This window comes from Desulfobaculum senezii, from assembly GCF_054657395.1.
The window spans coordinates 92,026-117,690 of sequence record NZ_BAAHYU010000002.1; the positions used below are offsets into that span (position 1 = coordinate 92,026).

Genomic DNA, 25,665 nt, shown 5'->3' on the forward strand with positions numbered 1-25,665 from the left:
CAGACATGTCCACCGAACTTGAAAAGACCACGCAGCAGGCTAGGAAGATGGAACGCGTCATCCCGGCTTCGGATATACTGGAGCGCCCGGACGGCTGGCACATTGTTGTCGATATGCCGGGCGTAAAGAAAGATGACCTCGTCATCGATATGCAGGAGCGTGAACTCATCCTGCGCGGCAAAAGCGCCTACACCTTCAAGGAAGGCCGCGAACTGCTGCGCAGCGAGTTTGCCCCGGTTGAATATGCCCGTACCTTTACCCTCAGCGACGAGATTGACCGCGACAAGGTGAAGGCGGTGTTCACAAACGGTGTGCTGGACCTCTTCCTGCCCAAGGCGGAACGAGCCAAGCCGAAACGCATTGAAATAACGGCAGGTTAGCCGGAAACTCGGACGGAGCCGCATGCGGGGCGCGTTTCCCCTGCCCGCCCCGTCCAGCCGCCACATTCGCGGACGTTCCACCCGCACTGGCGCTGGATGCTCCGTCCACACCGGCAGACCGAACCATGTGTTCTCCTGTGCGCGGACCGGCGCTGCGCGGCCTCTCGTCAGGCAGCGCGCCGGCCCGCGCCTCTTTCGGGTCCCCCCCGCCCGGAGTGCAGAGCAGAGCGACTCAATCAGCCCTACCTCCATCCACAGAAAAGGCCCGGCATATATGCCGGGCCTTTTCTTGTGCGCGATTCGGCGCGCAGAAGTGTGGCAAAAAGGGAGTCCCGCACTGCGAAAGGGGTGGGGCGTGCGCATCCCCTCTTGCGCGCTATTCGCCCGTGCGCATGAGCTGGTAGAAAAACGTCTGCACGAATTTGCCGGAAATGACGTCCGGCAGAATGAAGGACAGCGGCGTGCCAGTGAGAAAGCGCGAGGTAAAGGCAAAGAAGAGGTTGGAGGAAATGGACGACAGGGCCGCGGGCATGATGTTGGTCATGAGCGGGTCGCCGAGCTTTTCCGGCGGCAGGTCCGTGAGGCGGCAGGGCAGGGGGCGCCTGTCGAAGATGCGGCATTCGCCCCATTCGTTCAGGGGGCAGACCGTGCCGAGGGCGGCGTAGTCCTCATGGATGGCTCCGGTCAGGGTGGTGGGGTCCTGCGGGTCGTAGCCCAGTTGGCGCAGCTGCTTCCCCGCACCCGCGCTGACGCCGATGGCGTTTTGGCGTTCCTGCTGGGAGAGAGTCAGGTTCATGGCGTGGTTGATGTACACCGCCTCGACAAGGGGCATGGTGACCAGTTTGGTGCAGCAGGCCGAGTGGTCGCGGCCGCACAGCCCGTGCTCCCCGCCCTCGCCAATGAGGGCGTCCACGTGCGAGACGACGCGCTCGTAGTCCTTGAAGAAGGGCGTCAGGTCCACGAGGTGGCGGCTTTCCAGCGAGGGTTCGCGGATGGTGAGTTGACGCTCCTGCTTGCCGTAGCGGCGGATGAAGCGCCATTGGTCAAAGTTTTGGGGCTTGGAGCGCAGGGACTTGAGCTTTTTGTGCGCCAGCTTGTGCCCTAGGCCTTTGCGCAGCAGGTAGGCGTTGAGCACCGTTCCCGTGCGGCCAATGCCGTGGCGGCAGTGGATGAGGACGTGTTTGCCGAGGTAGATGGACTCGTCCAGCCAGTCGAGGGCCTTTTCCAGTTCCGCAAGGTCCGGCGTTTCCTCGTCGGGAATGGGGAAGTAGTAGACGTCGAAGCCTTCGCCCGCTTCAATCCAGTGCAGGTCGCAGAATTCATCACACAGGTTCAGGATGGCTTCCACGCCTTCGGCGCGCAGGCTCTCTAGGGAAATATAGGACATGGGCGCGCCGCCCACGGCGAGCTGGTCCGTGACCCATGTGAGGTCGTATCCCGCTTTGCCTGTGCCCATAACCATGCCTTTCCCCGCGCCTAAAGGGAGTCCAGAAAATCGTCCACAAGTTGTTGGACCTGATTGTCGCCGGTGAGGGCCATGTCCATAAGCCGCGTTTTGCCAAGCAGAGTGCCGATGAGCGTGAGGTTCAGCTCAATCTTGGGCCGGGGCGCGCGGTTGAGGGAGGCTTCCAGCATGTCGCCGGTGATGCGCACGGTAAAGCCTGCGTCCTTGAGCACCTTGTCCACAAAGGCGAGGCGGAGCTTGCGCTGGCCGATGCCTGCGCCGCCGCCCTTGAAGCGGAAGTTGATGTAGTTGGAGTCCGCGTGGTCGGTACTCATGGTGTCCAGCACGGCGAAGTGGTAGCCGAAGCGGATAAGCGCGTGCATGTAGTCCCGCGCAAGGATGACGTAGCTGGACAGGGTTTTGGACTTAAGGCTCACCACGCCCGCGCTCATGCGGTCGAACTCTTCCCAGTCAAAGGCCAGCAGGCTGCCGTCCCACTGGATGTCCGGGTGGTTCAGCCCTTCCCACAGGGCGCTGATGCTGTCGCTGGCAAAGTGGCACGGGTCCACGGCGCTGGCCTTGTGCGCCTGCGGGGTCAGCCCGCCGCCAAGGTCCAGAATATACATCACCAGCGGCAGGCCGCCTTCCAGAATCTTGGCCTGCGCCAGACCGCGTCCGCCCTTGTCCACAAGATTGAACATCTCGGCCACGGCCTTTTCGTGGCAGAAGCGCACAATGTCGTGCATGGTCCGGCACCCGTCCGGGGCGAAGTCGTCGCCTTCGGGGTCGGTGAGGTTGAGGGGCACGATGTGGTCCATGACCTTGCGCAGGCGGCGGTGGAAGGGCGTATCCTGAACATTGGCCCGCATGGCCGCGCGCTCTCGCAGTTCGGGGAGTTCGCCGTCGTAGACGTGCCCATGGTCGGCGTCCACGGTGACGAGGGCGCCGTCTGCGAGTTCTCGCGTGGCAAATTTGGCGTCCACAATGACCGGCACGCCGAATTCACGCGCGACGGAGGCAAAGTGGCTGGCCTTGGAGCCGGTATCTGTGATGACGGCGGCAAGGCGCTCCAGCACGCTGGCAAAGGAGGGAGACAGGGTGTCCGCCACCAACACGCAGCCTTCGGGTACGTCGTCCAGCTCCATGATGCGGTGGGGCTTGCATATCTGGCCGATGCCGACTCCCGGGCTGGCCGGGACGCCGTTCAGGATTGGTTCCGCGTCCGGTTCGGGCGGCACGTCGTGCTGGTCGTCGAGGGGCGCTTTGCGCGTGCCGAGGGGGCGGCACTGGATCATAAACAGCGAACCCCAGCGGTCCATGCACCATTCAATGTCCTGCGGGCCGCCAAAGGCGTCCTCAAGGGCCATGCCCCATTTGGCAAGGGTCAGGGCGTGCTCTTCGCCGAGGGCGGGGCCGTCTTCAGGAATGTCGCCGGAGATAATCTGCGGGGCGGCCGCGCCGGATGTGCGCGAAAGGATGCGCGGCGCGTCCTCGCGCGAGAGGGTGACGATATCCGGCGAGGAACTGCCGTCCACAAGGGAGCGGGCCATGCCCTCCACGGAGTACACGGACAGGCAATCGCCGTCGTGGTCCGAGGGGTCGTGGGTGTAGACCACGCCGCTGACGCGGGCGTCGATCATTTCCAGCACCAGCACGGCCATGGGGGTTTGCATGTCCGGCATGCCGTAGCGGATGCGGTAGGTGACGGCCTTGGGCGAATATTTGCTGGCCAGCACTTTTTTGTAGGCGTGGGAGAGGTCCGACAGGGACACGCCAAGCTCGCTGTCGTACTGCCCGGCAAAGGAGGCCTCGGTATCCTCGCCCACGGCGGACGAGCGCACGGCCAGTTGCAACTGCCCACCGCGCGCGGCGGCAAGGGTCAGGGCGTGGTCGCGGTAGGCTTCCTCCACGGCGGGCGGCACTTCCGCCTCCATGATGAGGCGCTGGATTTCCTCGCAGATGTCCAGCACAAAGCCGGGCGAATCGAGGGTGACCTTGGACAGCAGCGTTTCAATGCGTGAGCGCAGTTCGTTATATTCAATAAAATAATGGAACGCCCGTGTGGTGATGACAAAACCACCGGGCACGGGCAGGTCTTCCACCTCGGCAAGGCTGGACAGGCGCGCGGCCTTGTTGCCCGCCTCCGCCGCCGAAAGGTGCGCTTCGGACAGCGGTATGGCGTAGGGCGGGGCAAAGTCGAACTCCGGCGGCTCCGTCTGCATGGATAGATAAAAATCTATCTTGCGGCGGTAGTCCGGCAGGTCGAGGTAATGGCCCGGGCGCATGCGCATAAGCTCACGCGTAAGGCTCTTCACGTCGGCGGAGAGGGTGCGCGTGAGCATGGTCACGCGGGCCCAGTCCGCCGGGACGCGGCCATAGTAAAGCTCCTCCATCTCGGCGATGTGCTTCAGGCACGTGCGGTCAAGATCGAGAAGCCGTTTGAACGCTTCGTACTTTTTGCGCAGAAGCGTTCCCGGCGCAAAGACCTGATAGGTCCAGTGGCGGAAGAGCTGCTTGAGTTCCAGACTCATGATGTCCTTATGTGGTCAGTGCCTTGGAGACTTTTTCTTCCAGTTCGTCCTTGTCGATGGGCTTGACGCAGTAGTCTACTGCGCCCAGCTCCTGACATTGACGGGCCGTTTCAAGGGTGGGGTAGCCCGTAAGCATGATGACCTTGACGGCCTTGGAAATCTTTTTGATTTCCTCCAGCACTTCCACGCCGGTCATCTTTTTGAGTTTAATGTCCAGTATGGCAAGGTCAACGGTCTGCTTGCGGATATGGTCCAGCGCTTCTTCCTCCTCGGTGAAGGAGTGGACCACATGGCCCTTGCGCTCCAGTATTCTGCGGATGAGAATTCCCGCATCCATTACATCGTCCAGTACGACTATCTCTGCCACGACAGGCCTCCTGCTGAATAGTCTCCTTTGGAGGAGAGAACTTCCGTCACTTCGGGGCATTCCTCGTCGGGCAGCCCCTCCTTGGTGAGGGGCAGTTCCACGATGAACAGCGTGCCCGGTCCCGGGCGCGCGGAGGTATGTTTGTCCCCGCTTGTTTCAATATAGTCCAGCGGTGCGGGACTGATGGCCGATATGCGGCCCTTGTGGTCGCTGATGATGCCAAAGGACACGGCAAGGCCGAGCCCTGTGCCCTCGCCAGCGGGCTTGGTGGTGAAGAACGGGTCAAAGATGTGGTTGATGTCCTCCTGCGATACGCCGGAGCCGGTATCCGCCACACTGATGACCACCCGCCGCCGGTGGCTGCACATCTTGGTGCCCACAAAGATGGACCCGTCCGAGCCAATGGCGTCGAAGGCATTGTTCAGAAGGTTCATCCACACCTGTTTCAACTTGTCCTTGTCGCCGACAATAGGAGTGACCGTCGGGTCAAAATCCGTCACGATGCTGACACGTTCCTGCTTGAAGATGTGGTCCACAAGGGACGTAACTTCCTCTATGGACTGGTTCAGGTCCATGGTTTCCATGCTGCTTTCAATGTGCCGTGAAAAGCCCAGCAGGTCGGCGACAATCTTTTTGCAGACTTTGGTCTGTTTCTCGATAGTTTTCAAGTCTTCACTGAGTTGCGACCCATCCGGCGCGTCCTCGATGAGCAGCTGGGCATAGCCCAGCACAATGCCGAGGGGGGTGTTGATTTCGTGCGCCACGCCGCCGGCCAGCTTGCCGAGGTCCTGCATCTTTTGGGAGTGGATGAGCCGCTCCTGATATTGCTTGATGATGGTAATATCACGCGCGGTCAGCAGCAGGCCGATGATTTCGTCGTTGTCGTAGACCGGCACCTTGATAATGTGGAACCAGCGCTTCTGGTCGCCGCTTTGCAGCAGCTCCTGCTTGGACATGGGATGCCCGCTGAGCAGAATTTGCATGTCTTCGTGATAGTTGCCATCGGCGACGTACTCGTCAAAGAGGTCAAAGTCCGTGCGCCCGACGATGTCGGATTCATTGAGATGATAATAGGTGCAAAAGGCCTTGTTCACGGCCATGTAGCGCAGGTCCGTGCCCTGAAGTGACACAAGGTCCGGCGTCACGTCGAGGATGGTCTTCATGAGCTGCTGTTGGCGTTCAAGGTCCGCCTGCGTCAGCTGCAGTTCCTCAAGGTGCTCCTTGAGGGCGAGGGCCATGACGTCAAAGGTTTCGGCAAGGCTTTGGATTTCATCGCCCATATTCTCCACAAAGACATCACACTCGCGGCAGGTCTGGAGCTTTTCCGGGTAGGACTTGGGCGAGCAGTCCGGGCACAGCGTGCCCGCCAGATACCAGCACCGCCGCCTGTCGTCCTTGTAGGCCGGGCACTCGGTTTTGCCGCATTGCTGAATCTCCCAGCAGTTGCGGTACAGGCGCGGGCCGGTCTGCACGTCCAGATTGCCGCGGACCACGTCCTCCGCGCTTTGGCGCAGGGCGTTGATGCGCGCGGCCACATTGCGCGAGAAGATGCTCCCCAGCAGCACGGCCACGGCGGCCACTGCGGCGGTGACGCCCACAATGGTGGTCAGCACCCGCCGCTGCACGGCCTGCACCCGCGCCTGCGAGACGCCAAGGCGCACCGTGCCGAAGGTCCAGTCCCCAATGAGGATGGGCGCGGCAAAGTCGTAGATGCGTTTGTCTCCGGTATCCAGCAGCTGGATGCTGACGCCGTTCTCCTGCGGGGCGTTGGCGCCTATGAGCTCGACGGGAAAGCCGCGTTTGAAGGTGTGCACCAGCACGTCGTTGTTTTTGTCCTGAATAAAGGCGTAGAGCGTGTAGTCCGACAGGCGTTCTATTTCGTCCACGAGGTTTTTCAGGCGCAGAAAGTCCTTGGCCAGCAGCGGGTCCACGGCGCGCGAGGCCATATTGACGGCCATGCTGCGGCCCCGGTCGCGGTTTTCCTCCAGCAGGGTAATCACGGCCACGCGGCTGACCAGCACCGCAGACAAAACGCCGAAGAAAATCACCACGCTGGTGATGCCAAAGTTGATTTTGTCCTTAAAGCGCATCCGCGTGAGCAGGCGGATGCCGGGCATGGGTTTCCGGCCATAGGGGTCCAGCCGTTCGCGCAGAAAGCGCAGAAACGGATTGGTCAGGCGCTGGAGGATGGAAAGGGGTGCGTTGTGCTCGGTCATGCCGTCCTACCGGGAAAGGTTGAGGCCGATGCGCCTGGCAAGGTCCCGTACGGGGTCGAAATCCTTGTCGTGGGCCGGGATGATTTCAATAATTTGGGCAAGGTCCAGTATTTGTCTGTCGGCCGGGTCGTTCATGGAGAGGGACGCCATGGCCTCGCTGACCTTGCGGACCACCTCGGGGTCGAGGCCCTTGCGCGCGGCGTAGACCCAGCCGGGATACCAGCGTGTGGTGGCAAGGACGCGGATGCGCGACAGGTCGATGGCGCCTTCCAAAACGTCAAGGGTGCCCTCGCGGATGGAGCCGACGCCAAAGCGCCCGGAGTACACGCCAAGGACGACCTTCTCCTGCTTGCCGCCCGGTCCGGGGGCAAAGGCGATTTCCGCGAAGTCGTGCTTTTTTATGCCGTTTTCAAGAAAGTGCCCAAGGGCGAACAGGTAGCCGCCCGCGGAGGAGGGGTCCACTGCCAGCCAGTGCTGGCCCTTCACGTCCTGCAAAGTCTTGATGTCCGGGTTGTCGGTGCGGACGATGATTTGCCCGCGGAAGTTGGCACCGCGCCCGCGCTCCACCACTCTGGCAAAGGCGCGCGCGCCGTAGCGGTCCGCCAGCTTGACGTAGATGAAGGGGTTGGAGAACGAAATGTCGATGAGGCCTTCGCCCACCATGTTCATGTGCTCGTCAAACGTGTCTGGGAACACTTGGCGGAATTTCAGCCCCGTAGTCTCGGACAGATGCTCCACCAGCAGGTGGTGGCGCTGGTAGGACACGCTGTGGGAATACTGGGGCAGATAGGCGTAGGTGATTTCCCCTTTGCGGGCACGGAAGGTGACCTCTTCCCTGTGGGAGAGGTCCACTTTTTTCACCGGTTCGGGGTCCGTGCAGCCAAAGACCGCGACGAAGCCGAGAATGATGGTCAGCGCGAGGATGTACTTCAGGGGTCTGAACATGATGTTTTCCTTAAAGGTGCGATGGTAAGGCATAATCACCATACCCTGACCCGCCCCGAAGGGAAACCCCGCCAAAAGGCCGTGGAGCAAGGATTGTCGCGGGGCCGACGCGGATGCGGCGAGGGGGGCGCGAAAAAAAGTTCCAAAAAAATTTCGCAACAGGTGTTGACTATCCCCCCCGGCGGACTAATGTTTCATGCGTTGCCCGGTTTTCGGGTTTGCTTTTTGCTGAATCAAGCTATAACTGCTTAGCGTCGCGATTGGCACTCGCCATGACCGAGTGCTAACAGCGCATCGAAAAAATTCGCTAATGGAGGAACCGAAATGAAGTTGAAGCCGCTTAACGATCGAGTCCTGGTCAAGCGCCTGGAGAGTGAAGAAGTGTCCGCCGGAGGCATCATCATCCCCGACACGGCCAAGGAAAAGCCCATGCGTGGCGAAATCGTGGCCGCTGGCCCCGGCAAGACCGACGAGTCCGGCAAGACCATCGCTATGTCCGTCAAGGAAGGCGACATGGTTCTCTTCAACAAGTACGCCGGTACCGAGATCAAGATTGACGGTAAGGAACACCTCGTCATGCGCGAGGATGACATCCTGGCTATCGTCGAGCAGTAGAATTTTCGATCGCAAATAGATTTTTTAGAGAGGAGAGACCACAATGGCCAAAGATATCCGTTTTGACGCAAAGGCCCGTGAAAAGCTGAAAATTGGCGTTGACACCCTTGCCAACGCCGTCAAGGTGACCCTCGGCCCCAAGGGCCGTAACGTTGTCATCGAAAAGTCCTTCGGCTCCCCCATCATCACCAAGGACGGCGTCACCGTCGCCAAGGAGATTGAGCTGGAAGACAAGTTCGAGAACATGGGCGCCCAGATGGTTAAGGAAGTTGCTTCCAAGACCTCCGATGTTGCCGGCGACGGCACCACCACGGCGACCATCCTCGCTCAGGCCATCTTCACCGAAGGCGTGAAGCTTGTGGCTGCCGGCCGCAACCCCATGGCTATCAAGCGCGGCATCGACAAGGCTGTCGAAGCCCTCTCCGATGAGCTGGTCAAGCTGACCAAGCCCACCCGCGACCAGAAGGAAATTGCCCAGATCGGCACCATTTCCGCCAACAACGACGCCACCATCGGCAACATCATTGCCGAGGCCATGAACAAGGTCGGCAAGGAAGGCGTCATCACCGTTGAGGAAGCAAAGGGTCTCGAGACCACCCTCGACGTTGTGGAAGGCATGCAGTTCGATCGCGGCTACCTCTCCCCCTACTTCGTGACCAACCCCGAGAAGATGGTCTGCGAGATGGAAGAGCCCATGATCCTCATCAACGAGAGCAAGATCTCCAACATGAAGGATCTCCTGCCCGTTCTGGAGCAGGTTGCCAAGATGTCCAAGCCCCTCGTCATCATTGCCGAGGACGTGGACGGCGAAGCCCTCGCTACCCTCGTTGTGAACAAGCTCCGCGGCATCCTGAACGTGGTCGCCATCAAGGCCCCCGGCTTTGGCGAGCGCCGCAAGGAAATGCTCAAGGACATCGCCATCCTCACCGGTGGTCAGGTTGTGTCCGACGATCTCGGCCTCAAGCTCGAGAACGTCAGCGTCAACGACCTTGGCACCGCCAAGCGTGTTGTCATCGACAAGGAAAACACCACCATCGTTGACGGTGCTGGCGAAGCCGAAGACATCAAGGCCCGTGTGGCTCAGCTCCGCGCGCAGATCGACGAGACCACGTCCGACTACGACCGCGAGAAGCTCCAGGAGCGTCTGGCCAAGATCGTCGGCGGTGTCGCTGTGATCAACGTTGGCGCTGCCACCGAGACCGAGATGAAGGAAAAGAAAGCCCGCGTGGAAGACGCCCTCAACGCGACCCGCGCAGCCGTCGAAGAAGGCATCGTGCCTGGCGGCGGCGTGGCTCTGGTCCGCTGCTCCAGCGTGCTGGACAAGGTCTCCGTGGCCGACGATGACGAGGCCGCTGGCGTCTCCATCATCTCCCGCGCCATCGAAGAGCCCCTGCGCATGATCGCCAACAACGCTGGCCTCGAAGGCTCCATCGTTGTCGAGAAGGTCCGCTCCAACAAGGACGGCTACGGCTTCAACGCCGCCTCCTGCGAGTACGAAGACCTCATCAAGGCCGGTGTCATCGATCCCAAGAAGGTGACCCGCAGCGCTCTGCAGAACTCCTCTTCCGTGGCTGGCCTGCTGCTCACCACCGAGTGCGCCATCGCCGAAAAGCCCGAAGAGAAGGGCGCAGCTGCTCCCGCTATGCCTGCTGGCATGGGCGGCATGGGCGGCATGGGTGGCATGTACTAAACGCCATCCGCGACCATTCCATTGCGAAGACATATGGCCGGCCCTTCGGGGCCGGCCTTTTTTTGCGTCTTTGGCCTGCTGAGGGGGGAGAGTGGTGGTGGCTGAGGCTTCGGTCTGGACAACCATTCGGAGCGGGGTGGTTTGGGTGTGGGGAGGCGGTTGCGTAGTGGTGCCGGGCAAGGGCAGGGCTTTTTGTGCTCCGCAGGCTCAAGGGTCGCGGACCCTTGAGAATCCCGAGTGCGGTCATAACGGGTGCGCGTAGAGAAGGCGGTCGTCACCCCTGACGGCTCTCGTCCGTGTGGATGGGGATGGTGGAGCATGGGCATAAAGGGCGAGTGGGCGGGGAGGTGGGTGAAAGGTGGGGGAGTGGTCAGTCGCTTCTGGTGAGGCGAGAGAGGGGCGGTGTGTGGGGCCACGTCGGTGAAGGGCGAAGGGCGTGTGGGGGCGTTCCAAAACGGGGCAGGAGGGGGCTGTTTTCGTTCATCGTTTGCCACGCGTTGTGGCGTAGAAGATGTTCTTCTCGCCGCGGAAACATTTTTGAACATTTGCCCCTTATCGGATGTAATCACGCGTATTTGTCTCTCCTTGGGTTTTGGAGTGGACGAAAATTTGAGCGGTACAGCGTTTTGGCGGGCTTGAACGGGCCATAAAACGGGCGCGGGAGGGGGAAAAGAGAGGTGTGTTGTGTCGGCCAAATACTGTTTTTTGTTCGCCAAGCGCGCTGGGTCTGGGGCTGGTGAGGTGGTTATGGTGTGTAAGTGGTGTATTTTCTGGCCCAATTTGCGTTTTTTCCGTGCCGGACTGTCATATATGTCAATTGACAGACTCTAGAAGTCACTCTTCTAGCGGCAGAATATTTTCAAATAATTGGGTGTAATCAGCTGCAAATGGGTCTCAGTGCTTCTTATTGGGTTTGAGATTTTGGGCAAATGTTTCCGTATGGCAACACGTGAAGTGCTGGGAAAGGGATAAATGGGGGCGATTCAGGGTGAAAATCATGCAATGTTGTCACAAGACAACATGTCCCCGCTGGCAATTTTGAGCGCAAAAGGCTACACACGCACAGACGCGCATCACCTTCAACCACCGGCGACCCGCATGTTCAAGTTCATCGTTCTCGCGCTGGTCCTTATATGGATAATGGGCCTCTTTCTTGGCAGGAAGCGGCGGCTTATCAAAAGTACGTCCCAGCTTGTGCGCCTTATTCTTTGGGCGTGCTTTGGCTTTTTTGGGGCGACGGCTTTGCCGCGCATGGATATGTACCAAGGCCATAACGTGTTTTTGGCTGTCTCGTTGGTGCTGTGGATTGCCGCGTCGTGGTGGGTGGCGGGCGCGCTGACCCGGTCCATGGACAAGAAGAAGTCCTGACGCACGCCGCGCAAAAAAAGCCCGTCCACTCCGGCCTGCGGCGCGGCGTGAACGGGCTGGTATGCGTTGTGGCGCTGGGTGGTGGCCCTGCTAGGGCTTAACCACCAGCAGGAACATCTTGAAGCGCTTTTCCGCGCGCACGCCGTGGGGAATGTTGGCGGGCATGACGATGGCTTCGCCTGCGGGCACAGTGAAGTCCTCGCCGTCGATGGTGACGGTGGCTTCGCCGTCCAGCACGTGGACGATGGCGTCGCCCGGCGCGCTGTGGGTGCTGATGGCTTCCCCGGCGTCAAAGGCGAACAGGGTCGTGTTCACCGTCGGCCGCTGGCTGATGGTGCGGCTAACCACCTGACCGGGAGCGTAGTCCACGAGGTCCGCCATGACCACGGGCTGGGAAAAGGGCATGTTCTTTATAAGTGTTTCTTCTGGCATGGTGCCTCCTTGCCGGATATTCCGGCTGTGTCTGCATGATGTGTGTCCACAGTAGCCTACCACAGCCTCGCCGCCTTGACGTGCGTCAAACCCCGGCCACTTTTCCCAGACGGGCTTCTGCCTGCGCCGCCCTTTACAATATGGGCGGATTATTCCTATGTACCAGTCGCTGTGTGAGAGCGCGCCGCATCTGAACGTGGCCGCGCCCCGCAGCGATACAGCGCCAAGTCCCGCCCGCGACGCGTCGCCGCGACCCGCCCGCGCCGGGCCTCTCCCCGCAGACGGGGCCACAATCTAGCCAGGAGACCAGACCTATGCCGTCTTTCGACATTGTCAGTCAGGTGGATTTGCAGGAAGCCGATAACGCCGTGAACAACGTGGTCAAGGAAGTGGCCACGCGCTACGACTTCCGCGGCGTGCACACCGAAATTAAGCTGAACCGCAAGGATAAGGTCATCAGCATCGTCACCGGTGACGAGATGAAGATCAAAGCCCTGCGCGAAATGCTTATCGCCCACTTCACCCGCCGCAAGCTCGACTCCAAGTGCCTGGAGTTCAAAAAGCACGAGGCCACCTCGCAGGGCCAGCTCAAGCAGGACGTGGCCATCAAAGAAGGCATCTCCAAGGAGATGGGCCAGAAAATCGTGAAGACCATCAAGAATCTGAAGCTCAAAAAGGTGCAGCCCGCCATTCAGGACGATCAGGTCCGTGTGACGGCCAAGCAGATTGACGACCTTCAGACCGTTATGCAGACCCTCAACAACGCCGATTTCGACCTGCCGCTGCAGTTCGTGAACATGAAGCGCTAGCGGAGAGAGGCGTGGCGCTTATTAGCATCAAGGATATTCGGCTGGCCTTTTCCGACGCGCCCGTTCTGGACGGCGTCAGCATGCAGATTGAGGCCGGGGAACGCGTGTGCCTTGTCGGCCGCAATGGCGAGGGCAAGTCCTCGCTCATGCGCGTGGTCACTGGGGACATGAAGCCCGACGGCGGCGAGATAGCCATCGGCAAAGGCGTGCGTGTTGCCCGTCTGTCGCAGGACGTGCCGCAGGACATCACCGGAAGCGTGTTTGAGGTGGTGGCCACCGGCATTGGCGAGATGGGCACCGCCCTGTACGATTACCGCTCCGCCGTGGCCGCTGTGGAGCGCGACGCCTCGGCTATGCCCGCACTGGAGGCCGCCCAGCAGGCCGTTGACGCCAGCGGCGGCTGGGAATCCTACCGCACGGTAGAGACGGTGCTCTCGCGCCTGAAGCTGGACGCGGATGCCGAGTTCGCCACGCTGTCCGGCGGCCTGAAGCGCCGCGTTATGCTGGCCCGCGCCCTTGCCAGCGACCCGGACGTCCTGCTCCTTGACGAGCCCACGAACCATCTGGACATCGACTCCATCACGTGGCTGGAGGAATTCCTGCTCCGCCACGTGAAGACTCTTTTCTTCGTCACCCACGACCGCGCGCTGCTCCAAAAGCTGGCGACCCGCATTGTGGAGCTGGACCGAGGCCACCTGGCCGACTGGCGGTGCGACTACCAGACCTACCTCACGCGCAAGGAGGAACTCCTGAACGCCGAGGAAAAGGAATGGGACCGCTTTGACATCAAGCTGGCCGAGGAAGAGCAGTGGCTGCGAAAAGGCGTCACTGCCCGCCGTCGCCGCAACATGGGCCGCCTGCGCGACCTCAAGAAAATGCGCGAACAGCGCAAAGCGCGGCGTTACCGTCCCGGACAGGCCAAGATGCAGCTGCAGGAGGCCGGGCTGTCCGGCAAGCTGGTGGCCGAGGGGCAGGACCTGACCGTGGCCTTTGACGGCGCCCCGGTGTTCCGCAATTTTACCACCGCCATTATGCGCGGGGACAAGGTGGGCATCATTGGTCCCAACGGCGCAGGCAAGACCACGCTGCTGCGCACCCTGCTGGGCAAGCAGACCCCGGACAGCGGCGCCGTACGCCTTGGCACCAATCTGGAGATTGCCTACTTTGACCAGCTGCGCGCCAGCCTCGACATGGACGCCCGCGCCTATGACGTGGTGGGCGACGGGCAGGAGTGGGTGACTGTGGACGGCAACAAGCGCCACGTTATGGGCTACTTGCAGGACTTTCTGTTCACGCGCGACCGCGCCCGGAGCAAGGTGCATACCCTGTCCGGCGGTGAGCGTAACAGGTTGCTCCTTGCCAAGCTGTTCACGCGTCCGTCCAACGTCCTCGTCCTTGACGAACCCACCAACGACCTCGACGCCGAAACGCTGGACCTGCTGGAAGAACTCTTGATGCAGTATTCCGGCACCGTGCTGGTGGTCAGCCATGACCGTGCCTTCCTCAACAATGTGGTCACCTCCACCATCGCCTTTGAGGCGGACGGCGTGGTGCGTGAATACGTTGGCGGCTATGACGACTGGCTGCGCCAGTGCCAGCAGGCCGAGGAAAACGCCGGCCCCAAAAAGGCCGAAGCGCCAAAGCCCCGCCAGCGCCCCCGCGCCGACGGCAAGCGCAAGCTGACCTTCAACGAACAGCGCGAGCGCGACGCCTTGCAGTCGGAATTGGACGGGACCCCGGCGCGTATCGAAGCCATGGAGGCCGCCCTTGAAGACCTCAGCGCCAAGCTGGCGGACCCGGACTTCTATCAGCGCGACCCTGCTGGCTTTGAGGCCGCAACGCAGAATCTTGGCAAAGCCGAAGCTGACCTTGACGCCGCCCTTGAGCGGTGGGAGGAAATAGAAAGCCGTTTGGCGGAGTTGTCGGAAGACGGCCCGGCCGCGTAGGGTGGTGAAGACGGCATTCTGCGGCGGCATCTGCCCGCAGCGTGGCTGCTCCGGCTGGCTCTGTGCGCACTGGGCGCAGTGCCCCGCGCCGCGTTCCGCCGTTTTTGCGTCGCCCGCGGTGGGTGATTGTTGAGCGGACAGCTTGGGGCGCACGCCCCTAAAGGACCAAGGGAGACGCGTATGATCCGCATGCTGCTGAATATCCTGTGGCTTGTTCTTGGCGGCCTGCCCATGGCCATCGGCTGGTGGCTCTCCGGTGTGGTCATGATTGTGACCATCATCGGCATTCCGTGGGCGCGGTCCTGCTTTGTTATCGGCACGTTTGCCCTGTGGCCCTTTGGGCGCGAGGTGGCCGACCGCCGCGACGTGACCGGGCGTGAGGACATTGGCACCGGCCCGCTGGGTATGCTCGGCAATGTGATTTGGTTTATCCTTGCGGGCATTTGGCTGGCAATTGGGCACCTTGTGGCCGCTCTGGCCAATTTCATTACCATCATTGGTATTCCTTTTGGTTTCCAGCACTTGAAGCTGGCCGTCATCTCCCTTGCGCCCATCGGCAAGACCGTTGTGGTGCGCGAGGGGTAGGGCGCTGCGCGTTGGGGGCGGCAAAGCCACGTGTGGCGGGCTTTCGTCCGTCATATGGCCCGGTGCGGCCCATGGGGTTGCACAGTCGGTGGAATCGCGGGTATATGTGCGGAGGCAAAGACAATTTCAGCCGAGTCCACGGCTCGCCTGCAACCTTACACACGGCAACCTGCACGGTGTTCATGCATAGACGATACACTCTCCCGTCCACATCCCGCGGCGTTATGCGCCGCGTTCAGGCCCGGTGCATCATTGTCCTGCTCATGGCGGGGCTGATGCTGTCCATGACCGCTGTGGCCCACGCCGCCAGCCAGCGCACTGCGTTTCTTGACGCGGTGTCACGCTTTAAGAAGGTTGGGGCGTCCTCAAGCTTGGCCCAGCGCCGGGATATGTGGAAGGATGTGCACTCGCGCTTTCGGCGCGTGCTGAACATGAACCCGGGCAGTGGCTATGGGCCAAAGTCCCTGTACTACATGGCCCGCTGCTATGAGGAGCTTGCCGAGCGCTCGTGGCTGAAGTCCGACGCGCGCGAGGCGGTAGACGCCTTCCAGCGCGCGGTGAACCATTTCCCCGCGCGGCATAGCTGGGTGGATGATTGCCTCTACCGCAAGGCCGCGCTGTCGTATTCGCGCCTTGGCGACGCCGCCGGGGCGCGTTCGGATTTGGAGCGTTTGCTCCGGTCCTATCCCCGTGGCGATTACGCCGGACGCGCCAAAAAACTCCTTGCCGAGGTCAAGAAAAAGGCCCCGGCAGTGACGCGCCCTGCGCCCACCAAATCCGTATCCATGTCCTCGTCGGTGCTGCGCCGTGAATACACGCGCGCCGTGGACCGCTTTAAGGCGCTGCAGAGCGACCGCCGCGCCCAGCGCGATGATTTTTTGCGTTTGGCGCGGGAGTTCAACCGCCTGTCCCGCGTGCGGGGCGGGGGCGTGTATGCCGCGCGCTCCGCGTACTTTGAGGGCTATACTTACGATGAACTTGGCCGCCGGTCCGGGCGGCGGGACGATTCCCGCCTTGCCGCCGAAAAGTACCAGCGCGCCCACGATATGTTTGACGAGGATGACTCATGGCGCGATGACGCGCTTTTCCGCAAGGGCGAGGTGGAATACACCGCCCTTGGCGATGAGAATCAGGCCTATGCGGACCTGCTGCGCCTTGTGCGCGACTACCCAAAGGGAGACCGCTACGCCGACGCCAAGCGTCTGCTGCGCAAGATGGACCACGCCCGTGTGACGTCCAAGCCCAAACCCAAGAAAAAGCCCGCCGCCACGGCCGCGGCTCCGGCGGACTCCGGTGATACGGCGCGGCTGGTGAACATCCGCCACCGCAGTGGTGACGACTTCACCCGCGTGGTGCTGGATATGGACCGGTCCGTGAAGTTTGAGGACCACTCCCTGCCGCCGGACCCGTCCCACAACAAGCCCCACCGCATGTTCATCGACCTTGAGGGAACACGCCTTGCGCCGGATCTTGCCGCGCGGGTGAGTGTGAAGGACGGCATCCTGAGCGGCGTGCGCGCCGGGCAGAATGATGTGAAGACCGCGCGGGTGGTGCTCGATTTTCAGCGCCTGAACAAATATCACTTGTTCACGCTGGAAAATCCCTTCCGCATCGTTATCGACGTGTTTGCCGAGCAGCGCGCGGCAGGCGCGGCCCCGGTCAAAAAGACCAAGTGGCCCAAAATGCCCGACGCCAACCACAAGCCCACCACCAAGGACAAGCAGGTGGCCAAGGATGTGCTGGCGCAGCTGGGTATGACCATTGGCACCATCATGATTGACGCCGGTCACGGCGGCAAGGACCCGGGCGCGCTGGATTACGTCTACTACAAGGACAAGCGCGGCCGGAAGAAGCGCCGCATCCGCACCATGGAAAAGGACGTCACCCTGAGCCTTGCGCGCATTCTTGGGGCCAAGCTGCAAAGCCGCGGCTTCCGCGTGCTCTATACGCGTACCTCAGACACCAAGGTGCAGTTGGAAGACAGGGCCATGGCCGCCAACATCAAAAAGGCGGACCTGTTCATCTCCCTGCACTGCAACGCCAACCGGCGTTCGTCCGTGCGCGGCTTTGAAACGTACTACCTTGGCAAGGCGCGCAACGACATTGTCCTGCGCCTTGCGGCCAAGGAAAACGACGTGGACCCCATGCGCATTAGCGATACGCAGAAAATCGTCATGGACCTTGTGCACAGCTTTAAGATTCGCGAATCCAAGGTGCTGGCGCAGCACGTGCAGAAAAACTGCGTCACAACGCTCAAGCGCAAGTACAAGGGCGTGCGGGACCATGGCGCGCGCAGTGCGCCGTTCTTCGTGCTCATTGGCGCGCGGATGCCGGCCATCCTTGTGGAAACCGGCTACATCACCAACCCCACGGAAGTGCAGTGGCTGCGCAGTAAGGACTACCTGAACCGGGTGGCCGACGGCATCGTGAAGGGTGTGGAGGCCTACCGCAAGGAATTGGCGCAGGTCGGCCCCTAGGCGGGGCATGTGCGTGGCCGCCAGCACGACCGGCTGGCGGCAAGTGCTTCATACGGCAGCGGAAAATGCCCGCATGCCGGATATTTTTGCGGCCGCCGCATGGCATGCGCCATGCGGCGGCAAAGCGTCAGAAAGTGCTCTTTGCTTTTCTTGTCAGCGGAAATCTGGCATAGACTGACAGGAAGACCTTACCTATTTCCCGGCTGCGACCGTTGCGCCCAGTTGCCGGATGAGAGGGAACTATGGCTCTTGAGAATGAAACGTCACCCGCAATGCGGGTGCTGGTCATCGAAGACAGCGCAGTGCAGGCGAAAATTGTTTCGCGGCACATAGAAGGGCTGAGCAATTTTTCCACCGTATGGGCCGGGACGCTTGAAGAGGCCCGCTCTGTGGTGGAAGAAATGCGCGAGGAAATCTTCGTGGCCGTGGTGGACCTGAACCTGCCCGATGCGCCCGATGGCGAAGCCGTGGACCTCACCATGTCCTATGGCATTCCCAGCATCGTGCTGACGGCGACCTTCCATGACGATGTGCGCGACTCCCTCCTGGAACGCAACGTGGCCGACTATGTGCTCAAGGAAAGCATGGTGGTGCTGGACAGCGTGGTGGACGCCATCTCCCGGCTGTTCAAGAACCAGTTTCTCAAGGCCGTGGTGGTGGACGACTCCCGCGCGGCGCGCAATCTTGTCCGGACCCTGTTGGAGATTCAGAATTTTCAGGTTCTGGAGGCCGAAAACGGGCAGGAGGCGCTGGCCATGCTGGGCGAGCACCCCGAGGTCAGCCTTGTGGTCACGGACTGGGAAATGCCGGTGATGGACGGCTTTCAGCTGTGCAGCGAGGTCCGCAAAACCTACAAGAAGGACCGTCTTGCCATTGTTGGCATCTCCGGCGCGGGCGGCTCGGCCATGACGGCGAAGTTTTTGAAGCTGGGGGCTAACGATTTTCTGGCCAAGCCCTTCTCCGCCGAGGAATTTTCGTGGCGTGTGAACCAAACCATGGAAATGGTGGACCTCGTGAAGGAACTCCACGAATGTAAAAGAGAGCTCAACGGCGAATAAATCGTCACCCATACGACAGTATGGCGGCGGTCCCCACAGCGGGGACCGCCGCTTTTCTTTTGGAAAATGCCCACCGTGATATCCCCCAAAGTGCCCGTGAAACGGGTAATACCGTTGCACCTGCGATAATATGCCAAGGCTGGTGTCGGCTGATTGAGCGATCAATTTTTGCCATTGGCGTCAAAAAATGTTCCCGCAGTGTGCGAGAAAATGTTGCACTTTACGATAGTGTCATTTCGGGGTAATGATTTCGCGGTAATTCATCGCAACACTCTCGATTTCTGTAAGGATAGATCCAGATGGTTTCAGACAAAACCTTTGCAAGCGATAACAACTCGGGCGTGCACCCCAAGGTGATGGACGCCCTGAGCCGCGCCAACACCGGGCACTGCGTCGCCTATGGCGACGACGATTATACCCGGGCGGCGCGCGGGCGCTTCGCACAGGTCTTCGGTGACGATGCGCAGGTGTTTTTTGTGTACAACGGCACCGGGGCCAATGTGTCGGCCCTGTCCGCCATGCGGCGCTCGTTTCAGGGCGTTCTGTGCGCGGATTGCGCCCACATCAATGTGGATGAGGGCGGCGCGCCCGAGGCATTCATGGGCTCCAAGCTGCTGTCGTGCCAGACGGTGAACGGCAAGCTCTCGCCAGCGACCATGAAGCCCCACCTGCACGCCCTTGGCTTTCAGCACTGTTCCCAGCCCCGCGTGGTGTCCATCACGCAGGCCACGGAGCTTGGCACCCTGTACACGCCGGACGAAATCCGGGACATTGTGGACTTTGCCCACGACCATGGCTTTCTTGTGCACATGGACGGCGCGCGCCTTGCCAATGCGGCGGCCGCGCTGGAGGTGCCCCTTGCCGCGCTGACGTCGCAGGCAGGGGTGGATGTGTTGTCCTTTGGCGGCACCAAAAACGGCCTCATGTTTGGTGAGGCTGTGGTGGTGTTTCGCCCCGAGCTTGCCGGGGAGTTCCCCTATGTGCGCAAGCAGTGCGGACAGCTCCACAGCAAGATGCGCTTTATCGCCGCGCAGTACGACGCCCTGCTCAGCGATGGCCTGTGGCTGGAGAATGCGCGCCATTCCAACGCCATGGCCCAGCTGCTGGCGAGTCAGGCTGCGTCCCTGCCCGGTGTTGAGGTGTCCCGTCCGGTGGAGACCAACGCGGTCTTTGCCCGGGTCCCGCGCGAGGCGATACCCGCCCTGCAGGCCGTGTCGTATTTCCATGTATGGGATGATGCCACGGCCGAAGTGCGCTGGATGTGCTCCTACGACACCACGCCTGAAGACGTCCGGGCCTTTGTGGCCGGGATGCGCGAGGCGCTCCAAATCCAGCCCCAGACAGCAATGTAGAGACACGGCGCGGACGGCGCACGGGGCGGAACCAGCAACACATCCGCCCGTGTGCGCAGCCCGCGTTAGACAAGACGCTGCCGCGCACACGGCGCCGCGCGGCGGGCCGTTCGTCCTGCAAAGGACGGCGCGCCCCGGTTCCACACCGCCATTGGCGTATACGGGCCGAGCACGACAGAGCCGCTTAAGAGAGAAGGGAGGCCGTTCTTGATTCGTTTCCGCCGGGTCAACAAGTGGTATGGGGATTTCAATGTTCTGCAGAACATCGACCTGCATATCAAAGAGGGTGAAGTCGTCGTGGTCTGCGGACCGAGCGGCTCGGGAAAGAGCACGCTCATCCGCTGCATCAATCGGCTTGAACCTATCCAGGAAGGGGAAATCCTTGTTGACGGCCACAACGTCAACGACCCCAAGACCAATCTGACAATGCTCCGCGCCGAAGTGGGCTTTGTTTTCCAGCAGTTCAATCTGTATCCGCATATGACGGTGCTGGAGAACGTGACCCTCGCGCCGGTGATGGTCCGTGGGCTGGAACGCCGCGAGGCCGAGGACCTTGGCATGGAATACCTCGCCAAGGTCAATATACCGGACAAGGCCGGGCAGTATCCCTGCCAGCTCTCGGGCGGCCAGCAGCAGCGCGTGGCAATTGCGCGCGGCCTCGCCATGCAGCCCAAGATCATGCTCTTCGATGAACCCACATCCGCGCTAGACCCCGAGATGATCAACGAGGTTCTGGACGTGATGAAGACCCTGGCCCGCGAGGGCATGACCATGGTCTGCGTCACCCATGAAATGGGCTTTGCCCGCGAAGTGGCGGACCGCATCATCTTCATGGATGAGGGAATACTCATTGAAGAGAATGCCCCGAGCGAGTTCTTCTCCAACCCGCAAAGCGACCGGGCGAAGGACTTCCTGAGCAAAATCCTGAGTCACTAGCCCGTGGGGCTGGGCTCAGGTTTTTTGTTATGTATTGGCTCTTTGGATTCGGATTCACATCACTCTATTCGCATGGAGGAAGGGATGAAACTGTGGAAATGCGCCGCTCTGGCGTGCCTGACTGTGGCTCTTATGGCGCAGGCGGCCTTTGCCGGGCCTGTCTGGGACACCATTCAAAAGGACAAGGTGCTGCGCGCTGGCATCATGACCAACTCCATCCCCGGCGCGTTCTATGATGAGAACAACGAGTGGGTGGGCTTTGACGTGGACATCGCCGAGGAAGTGGCAAAGCGCCTTGGCTGCACCCTTGAGCGCGTGGCCGTAACGGACAAGACCCGCATCGCGTTTCTGCAGCAGGGGCGCATTGACATTTCCGTTGCGAACATGACCCACAAGCGCGAGCGCGATAAGTCCATCGACTTTTCCATCACCTACTTCTTCGATGGGCAGAAAATCCTGTGCAAGGATGGGAAGTACGCGGGCTGGAACGACCTTGTGGGCAAAAAGATTGCCACCACGCAGGGCACCACGTCCGAGCTGAACATCAAGGCGCTGCTCAAGAAGCTGGGCGACCCCAACTACCAGAAAAACGTCATTTCCTTCCAGGACTACGCCGCGGCCTTCAACGCCCTGAAGATGGGCCGCGTGCAGGGCTTCACCACCGACTCCACCATCCTGCTTGGCTACGCCGCCAAGGAGCCGGGCAAGTATGAGCTGGTCGGCGATTTCTTCTCCGACGAGCCTTACGGCATCGGCCTGCCCGAGGATGAGTCCAAGCTGCGCGACGCTGTGAACTTTGCGCTGCAGGACATGTGGAAGGACGGCACCTACATGGACATCTACAACAAGTGGTACGGTCCCGACACGCCGTACTCCTTCCCCATGACCGAACAGATCGAAATGTGGCCCTAGCACCGTGCGCTTATAACGCAGCCAACAGCATGAGCCCGGCGCGGTCCGGGCTCATGCCCCTCCCAAACGACTGGATGTCATGATCAGATACTGGATGGAAAAAACCTGGGTGCAATACCTTGTCCTGCTGCTCATCGTGCTGGGCATGGTGTATTACTGGGGCTTTGTTTTCGACTTTGGCTATACGTTCGACTGGAGCGTTTTATTCGTTACCAACGAGACCTACGGCCAGCACATGGGGCTTATGCTGCTCCATGGCCTGACGGTCACGATAGAGATTACCATCATCAGCTCGTGTATCGCCCTTGCCCTTGGGACGATATTCGGCCTTATGCGCGTCTCGTCGTTTAAACCTGCCTATTATTTCTCCACCGCGTGTGTGGAGTTTTTCCGCAATACGCCGCTTTTGGTGCAGCTGTTCTTCTGGTATTTCGCCATGCCCATGGCCCTGCCCGAAGCCGCGCGTGAATGGATATTCGAGCGCAATTTTGAGTTCTGGAGCGCCACCATTGGCCTGTCCATCTACACGGCGGCCTTTATGGCCGAGGTCATCCGCGCCGGACTCCAGTCCATCCCCAAGGGCCTCTTGGAGGCCGCCTACTCCAGCGGGCTGAACTACACGCAGGTGCTGCGAAAAATCATTCTGCCCGTGGCGTTCCGCGCCATCATCCCGCCCCTTGGCAGTGAGTTCCTCAACAATATGAAGAACTCCTCTCTTGCCATGGTTGTTGGTGTGTCCGAGGTGGTGTGGTCCATGCAGAACGTGGAATCCCTCACCTTTAAGGGCTTCGAGGCGTCCACGGCGGCCAGCGTCATCTATCTTTCCCTGTCTCTTGTCATTTCGTCCGTGCTGAATGCGGTGAACCAGCGCCTGCGCATAGCGCCGGGCCAGCGCCGTCCCTTGGGCGAACGGGTGCTTGGCATGGTGGTGGACCCCGCCGCCGGGGCGATGCGTGTGTGCACGCGTCCCGTGCGCCGCGAGATGCGCCGCAGGCAGCGTGCGACCCGCGCCGGAGTGGTGGTCCGCACCGGCTGGAAGGCCGTCGCCTGTGTGTGGGGCCGTCAGCTGTGGCGGGGGCTGGTGCTCTCGGCCAAGACGCTGTTTATTCTGGGCCTGCTTGGGCTGGGCTACGCCATCGCCATGGCGCTGTACCATTACAACTGGGACGTCATCTGGAACAGCCTGCCGCAGCTTTTGGTGTGGCGCTTCCCCAATGGCAACCATAACGAGCTCTTCTGGGGGCTTGGCGGCCTGTCGTACTCCGTGCTTATGGCCGTTATCGCCATCAGCGTGAGTTTCTTCATCGGCATTGTGGTCGCCCTTGGCCGGACGTCCAAGAATGCGCTGCTGCGCGTGCCGTGCCTTGTGTACATTGAGGTCATCCGCGGCAACCCGCTCATCATGGTCATTTTCTGGATTTACTTCTTCATTCCCATTTTGACCGGGGCATTTCTGGATGTGTTCTGGAGCGCAACGCTGGCGCTGACGGTGTTCACGGGCGCCTACCTTGCGGAAATCATCCGCTCCGGCATTGAAAACCTGCCCCCCGGCCAGAAGGAAGCCGCTCTGTCCACGGGCCTGACCTACTGGCAGACCATGCGCAAGATCATTCTGCCGCAGGCCCTCAAGCAGATGATTCCCGCCATCGTTGGGCAGTTTATCGCCATCTTCAAGGACACCTCGCTGGCGTACGTCATTGGCGTGCTGGAGCTGACCTTTGTGGCGCAGGGGCTGGATAACCGTTTGATGGTGTATTCCTTTGAGATTTACACGACTGTGGCCTTCCTGTACTTCGTCTGCTGTTACACCATGAGTGTGTACGCCAACAGGCTTGAACGCAGGCTGTCGCCGGAACGGACCCGGCTGCAGATGTAACCATCAGGAGGCACTGGCATGATTCGCATTCTCGTCACCGGCGGTACGCTGGACAAGGAATACAACCAGCTGGATGGTGAGTTGGTCTTTACCAAGACGCATATCACCGACATCCTGACGCAGGCCAAGTGCACGGCCGAGGTCACCATTGAAACGGTTATGCTCAAGGACAGCCTGCACATGGTGGATGCCGACAGGCAAAGCATTCTGGAGAGCATCCGGCGGTGCCCGGAGGACAAGGTCATCGTCACCCATGGCACGGATACCATGCCCGAAACCGCTGCGGTGGTGGGGCAGGCCGTCACGGACAAGACGGTTGTCTTCGTGGGGGCCATGGTGCCGTATTCCTTTGTGAATTCCGATGCCCTGTTTAATTTGGGCTGCGCCTTTACGGCGGTGCAGGTGCTGCCGCGCGGCAGCTACATCACCATGAATGGCAAGGTGTTCCAGTGGGATAACGTGCGAAAGAACCGCCAGAAGGGGGAGTTTGAACCCCTGAGGTAATTCCGGCCACACCCGGAGAATATGACGCGCCACAAGGCCCGCCGCATATGCGGCGGGCCTTTTTGTGTGCTATAGATAGGGCGTTATCTGTTCGCAATATATGTCATGAGCCGCCGTCATACAACAGCTCCCGTGCTTTCGCCCCCTTGGGGGCACCTGCCGCACCGCGCCGACCTCCATCGCCGCAACATGTCACGAACTCTCCCATATCCCGTCACATACTCGTCACAGTGCGTCCCTAGATAGAGGATGCGACGACGGTGGTTATCTGAATCGTCACATACAAGAAAAATCCATTTGGAGGAAAGGTATGCGGATCAAACATCTCCTGCTGACGGCGGCGCTGGTGCTGACCATGGTGTCCAGCTCCTTTGCGGCCAGCCTGAGCGTCAAAGGCTCCACGACTGTGCTCCCCATTATGCAACGCGCTGTTGAGGCCTACCAGAAAGCCAATCCCGGTATGTCCATCTCGGTCTCCGGCGGCGGCTCCGGCAACGGCATCAAGGCCATCATCGACGGCACCACCGATGTGGCCATGGCGTCCCGCTTCATGAAGAGCAAGGAAGTGAAGCTGGCCATGGAAAAGGGCGTCTACCCCGTTCCCTTCGCCGTTGGCATCGACGCGCTGGTTCCCGTTGTGCATCCCTCCAACCCCGTGAACAACCTCACCCGCGCCCAGCTCAAGGCCATCTATAAGGGTGAAGTGAAAAACTGGAAGGACGTCGGCGGCCCGGACCGCAAGATTGTTGTTATCTCCCGCGATACCTCCTCCGGTACCTACGAGACCTGGGAAGGCAAAATCATGAATAAGAAGCGCGTGTACGCCGGCGCTCTGCTGCAGGCCTCCAACGGCGCCGTGGTGCAGGCCGTGTCCAAGAACAAGTACGCCATCGGCTACATCGGCTACGGCTACCTGGACAGCTCCACCAAGGCTGTGACCGTGGACGGCATTGAGGGCAACCCCGAAACCGCCTCCAGCGGCGAATACCCCATCTCCCGCTACCTCTACATCTTCACCAAGGGCTGGCCCAAGGGTGAGACCGCCAAGTTCGTGATGTACCTCGTGAACCCCCGTCAGGGTCAGAAGCACGTCAAGGACGCCGGCTACGTTCCTCTGTACTAAATGACAGCCGAGCGCAGGCCGCACCCGGACCTGCGCACAGGGCGCCCCCTTCACGCTCCACGGAGCGGGAAGGGGGCCAGCTTGCGAACATGGCCGGGC

The 25,665-nt window shown here is 60.8% G+C and carries 21 protein-coding genes; 15 read left to right on the forward strand and 6 right to left on the reverse strand.

The annotated features are described in order from the left end of the window. Positions 1-5 precede the first annotated feature (5 nt). Positions 6-380: an Hsp20/alpha crystallin family protein gene (locus tag ACYQ2T_RS01250; protein WP_459897800.1), complete on the forward strand. Its 375-nt coding sequence runs from the start codon at positions 6-8 to the stop codon at positions 378-380. A 376-nt stretch (positions 381-756) separates the two neighbouring features. Here ACYQ2T_RS01250 and ACYQ2T_RS01255 read toward each other — a convergent pair whose 3' ends face one another. Genes ACYQ2T_RS01255 through ACYQ2T_RS01275 form a run of 5 tightly spaced genes read right to left on the reverse strand, consistent with a single transcriptional unit; the run spans position 757 to position 7,883 of the window. Then, positions 757-1,836 (reverse strand): protein-tyrosine phosphatase family protein, encoded by a 1,080-nt coding sequence (locus tag ACYQ2T_RS01255; protein ID WP_459897802.1) that lies wholly within the window; start codon positions 1,834-1,836, stop codon positions 757-759. A 20-nt stretch (positions 1,837-1,856) separates the two neighbouring features. Then, the gene (locus ACYQ2T_RS01260; RefSeq protein WP_459897804.1) at positions 1,857-4,355 is read right to left on the reverse strand and encodes a PEP/pyruvate-binding domain-containing protein; all 2,499 of its coding nucleotides are present in this window, start codon (positions 4,353-4,355) and stop codon (positions 1,857-1,859) included. Between the two features lie 7 nt (positions 4,356-4,362). Further along, positions 4,363-4,722, reverse strand: coding sequence for a response regulator (locus tag ACYQ2T_RS01265; RefSeq protein ID WP_404845656.1), 360 nt, complete (start codon positions 4,720-4,722; stop codon positions 4,363-4,365). After that, positions 4,710-6,938, reverse strand: a complete 2,229-nt coding sequence (locus tag ACYQ2T_RS01270; protein ID WP_459897806.1) for an ATP-binding protein — start codon at positions 6,936-6,938, stop codon at positions 4,710-4,712. Before ACYQ2T_RS01270 ends, ACYQ2T_RS01265 begins: the two co-directional genes overlap by 13 nt. 6 nt (positions 6,939-6,944) lie before the next feature. After that, entirely contained in the window at positions 6,945-7,883 is a 939-nt protein-coding gene (locus ACYQ2T_RS01275) for a phosphate/phosphite/phosphonate ABC transporter substrate-binding protein (RefSeq protein WP_459897808.1), read from the reverse strand. A 324-nt stretch (positions 7,884-8,207) separates the two neighbouring features. Here ACYQ2T_RS01275 and groES point away from each other — a divergent pair, with 324 nt between their 5' ends. The 3 genes from groES to ACYQ2T_RS01290 all read left to right on the forward strand — a co-directional run bounded on the left by groES (position 8,208) and on the right by ACYQ2T_RS01290 (position 11,556). After that, the gene (gene groES / locus ACYQ2T_RS01280; protein ID WP_404845659.1) at positions 8,208-8,498 is read left to right on the forward strand and encodes a co-chaperone GroES; all 291 of its coding nucleotides are present in this window, start codon (positions 8,208-8,210) and stop codon (positions 8,496-8,498) included. A 43-nt stretch (positions 8,499-8,541) separates the two neighbouring features. After that, positions 8,542-10,188 carry a chaperonin GroEL gene (gene groL / locus ACYQ2T_RS01285; protein WP_459897810.1) on the forward strand — a complete coding sequence of 549 codons (1,647 nt, stop codon included), beginning with the start codon at positions 8,542-8,544 and terminating at the stop codon, positions 10,186-10,188. A gap of 1,098 nt (positions 10,189-11,286) precedes the next feature. Continuing rightward, complete coding sequence (locus ACYQ2T_RS01290) at positions 11,287-11,556, forward strand: hypothetical protein (protein WP_404845661.1); 270 nt, start codon at positions 11,287-11,289, stop codon at positions 11,554-11,556. 90 nt (positions 11,557-11,646) lie between these two features. On the opposite strand, the gene ACYQ2T_RS01295 is transcribed toward ACYQ2T_RS01290, so the two are convergent. Further along, entirely contained in the window at positions 11,647-11,988 is a 342-nt protein-coding gene (locus ACYQ2T_RS01295; protein ID WP_459897813.1) for a cupin domain-containing protein, read from the reverse strand. Between the two features lie 314 nt (positions 11,989-12,302). On the opposite strand from ACYQ2T_RS01295, the gene ACYQ2T_RS01300 reads away from it, so the two are divergent. The 11 genes from ACYQ2T_RS01300 to ACYQ2T_RS01350 all read left to right on the forward strand — a co-directional run bounded on the left by ACYQ2T_RS01300 (position 12,303) and on the right by ACYQ2T_RS01350 (position 25,566). Then, positions 12,303-12,797 (forward strand): YajQ family cyclic di-GMP-binding protein, encoded by a 495-nt coding sequence (locus ACYQ2T_RS01300; protein ID WP_459897815.1) that lies wholly within the window; start codon positions 12,303-12,305, stop codon positions 12,795-12,797. A gap of 11 nt (positions 12,798-12,808) precedes the next feature. Then, on the forward strand, positions 12,809-14,743 hold the full coding sequence (locus ACYQ2T_RS01305; protein WP_459897817.1) for an ATP-binding cassette domain-containing protein: 1,935 nt from the start codon (positions 12,809-12,811) through the stop codon (positions 14,741-14,743). A gap of 180 nt (positions 14,744-14,923) precedes the next feature. Continuing rightward, positions 14,924-15,328, forward strand: coding sequence for a YccF domain-containing protein (locus tag ACYQ2T_RS01310; RefSeq protein ID WP_404845665.1), 405 nt, complete (start codon positions 14,924-14,926; stop codon positions 15,326-15,328). Positions 15,329-15,510: 182 nt separating this feature from the next. Continuing rightward, complete coding sequence (locus tag ACYQ2T_RS01315) at positions 15,511-17,805, forward strand: N-acetylmuramoyl-L-alanine amidase (RefSeq protein WP_459897819.1); 2,295 nt, start codon at positions 15,511-15,513, stop codon at positions 17,803-17,805. Positions 17,806-18,047: 242 nt separating this feature from the next. Then, on the forward strand, positions 18,048-18,863 hold the full coding sequence (locus ACYQ2T_RS01320) for a response regulator (RefSeq protein WP_459897821.1): 816 nt from the start codon (positions 18,048-18,050) through the stop codon (positions 18,861-18,863). A gap of 299 nt (positions 18,864-19,162) precedes the next feature. Continuing rightward, on the forward strand, positions 19,163-20,215 hold the full coding sequence (locus ACYQ2T_RS01325) for a threonine aldolase family protein (protein ID WP_459897823.1): 1,053 nt from the start codon (positions 19,163-19,165) through the stop codon (positions 20,213-20,215). Between the two features lie 207 nt (positions 20,216-20,422). Next, complete coding sequence (locus ACYQ2T_RS01330) at positions 20,423-21,151, forward strand: amino acid ABC transporter ATP-binding protein (protein ID WP_404845669.1); 729 nt, start codon at positions 20,423-20,425, stop codon at positions 21,149-21,151. Between the two features lie 84 nt (positions 21,152-21,235). Continuing rightward, positions 21,236-22,063 carry an ABC transporter substrate-binding protein gene (locus ACYQ2T_RS01335; protein WP_459897824.1) on the forward strand — a complete coding sequence of 276 codons (828 nt, stop codon included), beginning with the start codon at positions 21,236-21,238 and terminating at the stop codon, positions 22,061-22,063. 79 nt (positions 22,064-22,142) lie between these two features. Continuing rightward, positions 22,143-23,939, forward strand: a complete 1,797-nt coding sequence (locus ACYQ2T_RS01340) for an amino acid ABC transporter permease (RefSeq protein ID WP_459897825.1) — start codon at positions 22,143-22,145, stop codon at positions 23,937-23,939. An 18-nt stretch (positions 23,940-23,957) separates the two neighbouring features. After that, a complete protein-coding gene (locus ACYQ2T_RS01345) occupies positions 23,958-24,443 on the forward strand; it encodes an asparaginase domain-containing protein (protein WP_459897826.1) in 486 nt (161 codons plus the stop codon). A gap of 310 nt (positions 24,444-24,753) precedes the next feature. After that, complete coding sequence (locus ACYQ2T_RS01350; protein ID WP_459897828.1) at positions 24,754-25,566, forward strand: PstS family phosphate ABC transporter substrate-binding protein; 813 nt, start codon at positions 24,754-24,756, stop codon at positions 25,564-25,566. The last annotated feature ends 99 nt before the right edge of the window (positions 25,567-25,665 follow it).

What these genes read in the sequence shown, in the direction of transcription:
- ACYQ2T_RS01250 (WP_459897800.1), top strand. Translation starts at nt 6, where the DNA reads ATGTCCACCGAACTTGAAAAGACCACGCAGCAGGCTAGGAAGATGGAA.
- ACYQ2T_RS01255 (WP_459897802.1), bottom strand. Translation starts at nt 1,836, where the DNA reads ATGGGCACAGGCAAAGCGGGATACGACCTCACATGGGTCACGGACCAG.
- ACYQ2T_RS01260 (WP_459897804.1), bottom strand. Translation starts at nt 4,355, where the DNA reads ATGAGTCTGGAACTCAAGCAGCTCTTCCGCCACTGGACCTATCAGGTC.
- ACYQ2T_RS01270 (WP_459897806.1), bottom strand. Translation starts at nt 6,938, where the DNA reads ATGACCGAGCACAACGCACCCCTTTCCATCCTCCAGCGCCTGACCAAT.
- ACYQ2T_RS01275 (WP_459897808.1), bottom strand. Translation starts at nt 7,883, where the DNA reads ATGTTCAGACCCCTGAAGTACATCCTCGCGCTGACCATCATTCTCGGC.
- groES (WP_404845659.1), top strand. Translation starts at nt 8,208, where the DNA reads ATGAAGTTGAAGCCGCTTAACGATCGAGTCCTGGTCAAGCGCCTGGAG.
- groL (WP_459897810.1), top strand. Translation starts at nt 8,542, where the DNA reads ATGGCCAAAGATATCCGTTTTGACGCAAAGGCCCGTGAAAAGCTGAAA.
- ACYQ2T_RS01290 (WP_404845661.1), top strand. Translation starts at nt 11,287, where the DNA reads ATGTTCAAGTTCATCGTTCTCGCGCTGGTCCTTATATGGATAATGGGC.
- ACYQ2T_RS01295 (WP_459897813.1), bottom strand. Translation starts at nt 11,988, where the DNA reads ATGCCAGAAGAAACACTTATAAAGAACATGCCCTTTTCCCAGCCCGTG.
- ACYQ2T_RS01300 (WP_459897815.1), top strand. Translation starts at nt 12,303, where the DNA reads ATGCCGTCTTTCGACATTGTCAGTCAGGTGGATTTGCAGGAAGCCGAT.
- ACYQ2T_RS01310 (WP_404845665.1), top strand. Translation starts at nt 14,924, where the DNA reads ATGATCCGCATGCTGCTGAATATCCTGTGGCTTGTTCTTGGCGGCCTG.
- ACYQ2T_RS01315 (WP_459897819.1), top strand. Translation starts at nt 15,511, where the DNA reads ATGCATAGACGATACACTCTCCCGTCCACATCCCGCGGCGTTATGCGC.
- ACYQ2T_RS01320 (WP_459897821.1), top strand. Translation starts at nt 18,048, where the DNA reads ATGGCTCTTGAGAATGAAACGTCACCCGCAATGCGGGTGCTGGTCATC.
- ACYQ2T_RS01325 (WP_459897823.1), top strand. Translation starts at nt 19,163, where the DNA reads ATGGTTTCAGACAAAACCTTTGCAAGCGATAACAACTCGGGCGTGCAC.
- ACYQ2T_RS01335 (WP_459897824.1), top strand. Translation starts at nt 21,236, where the DNA reads ATGAAACTGTGGAAATGCGCCGCTCTGGCGTGCCTGACTGTGGCTCTT.
- ACYQ2T_RS01340 (WP_459897825.1), top strand. Translation starts at nt 22,143, where the DNA reads ATGATCAGATACTGGATGGAAAAAACCTGGGTGCAATACCTTGTCCTG.
- ACYQ2T_RS01345 (WP_459897826.1), top strand. Translation starts at nt 23,958, where the DNA reads ATGATTCGCATTCTCGTCACCGGCGGTACGCTGGACAAGGAATACAAC.
- ACYQ2T_RS01350 (WP_459897828.1), top strand. Translation starts at nt 24,754, where the DNA reads ATGCGGATCAAACATCTCCTGCTGACGGCGGCGCTGGTGCTGACCATG.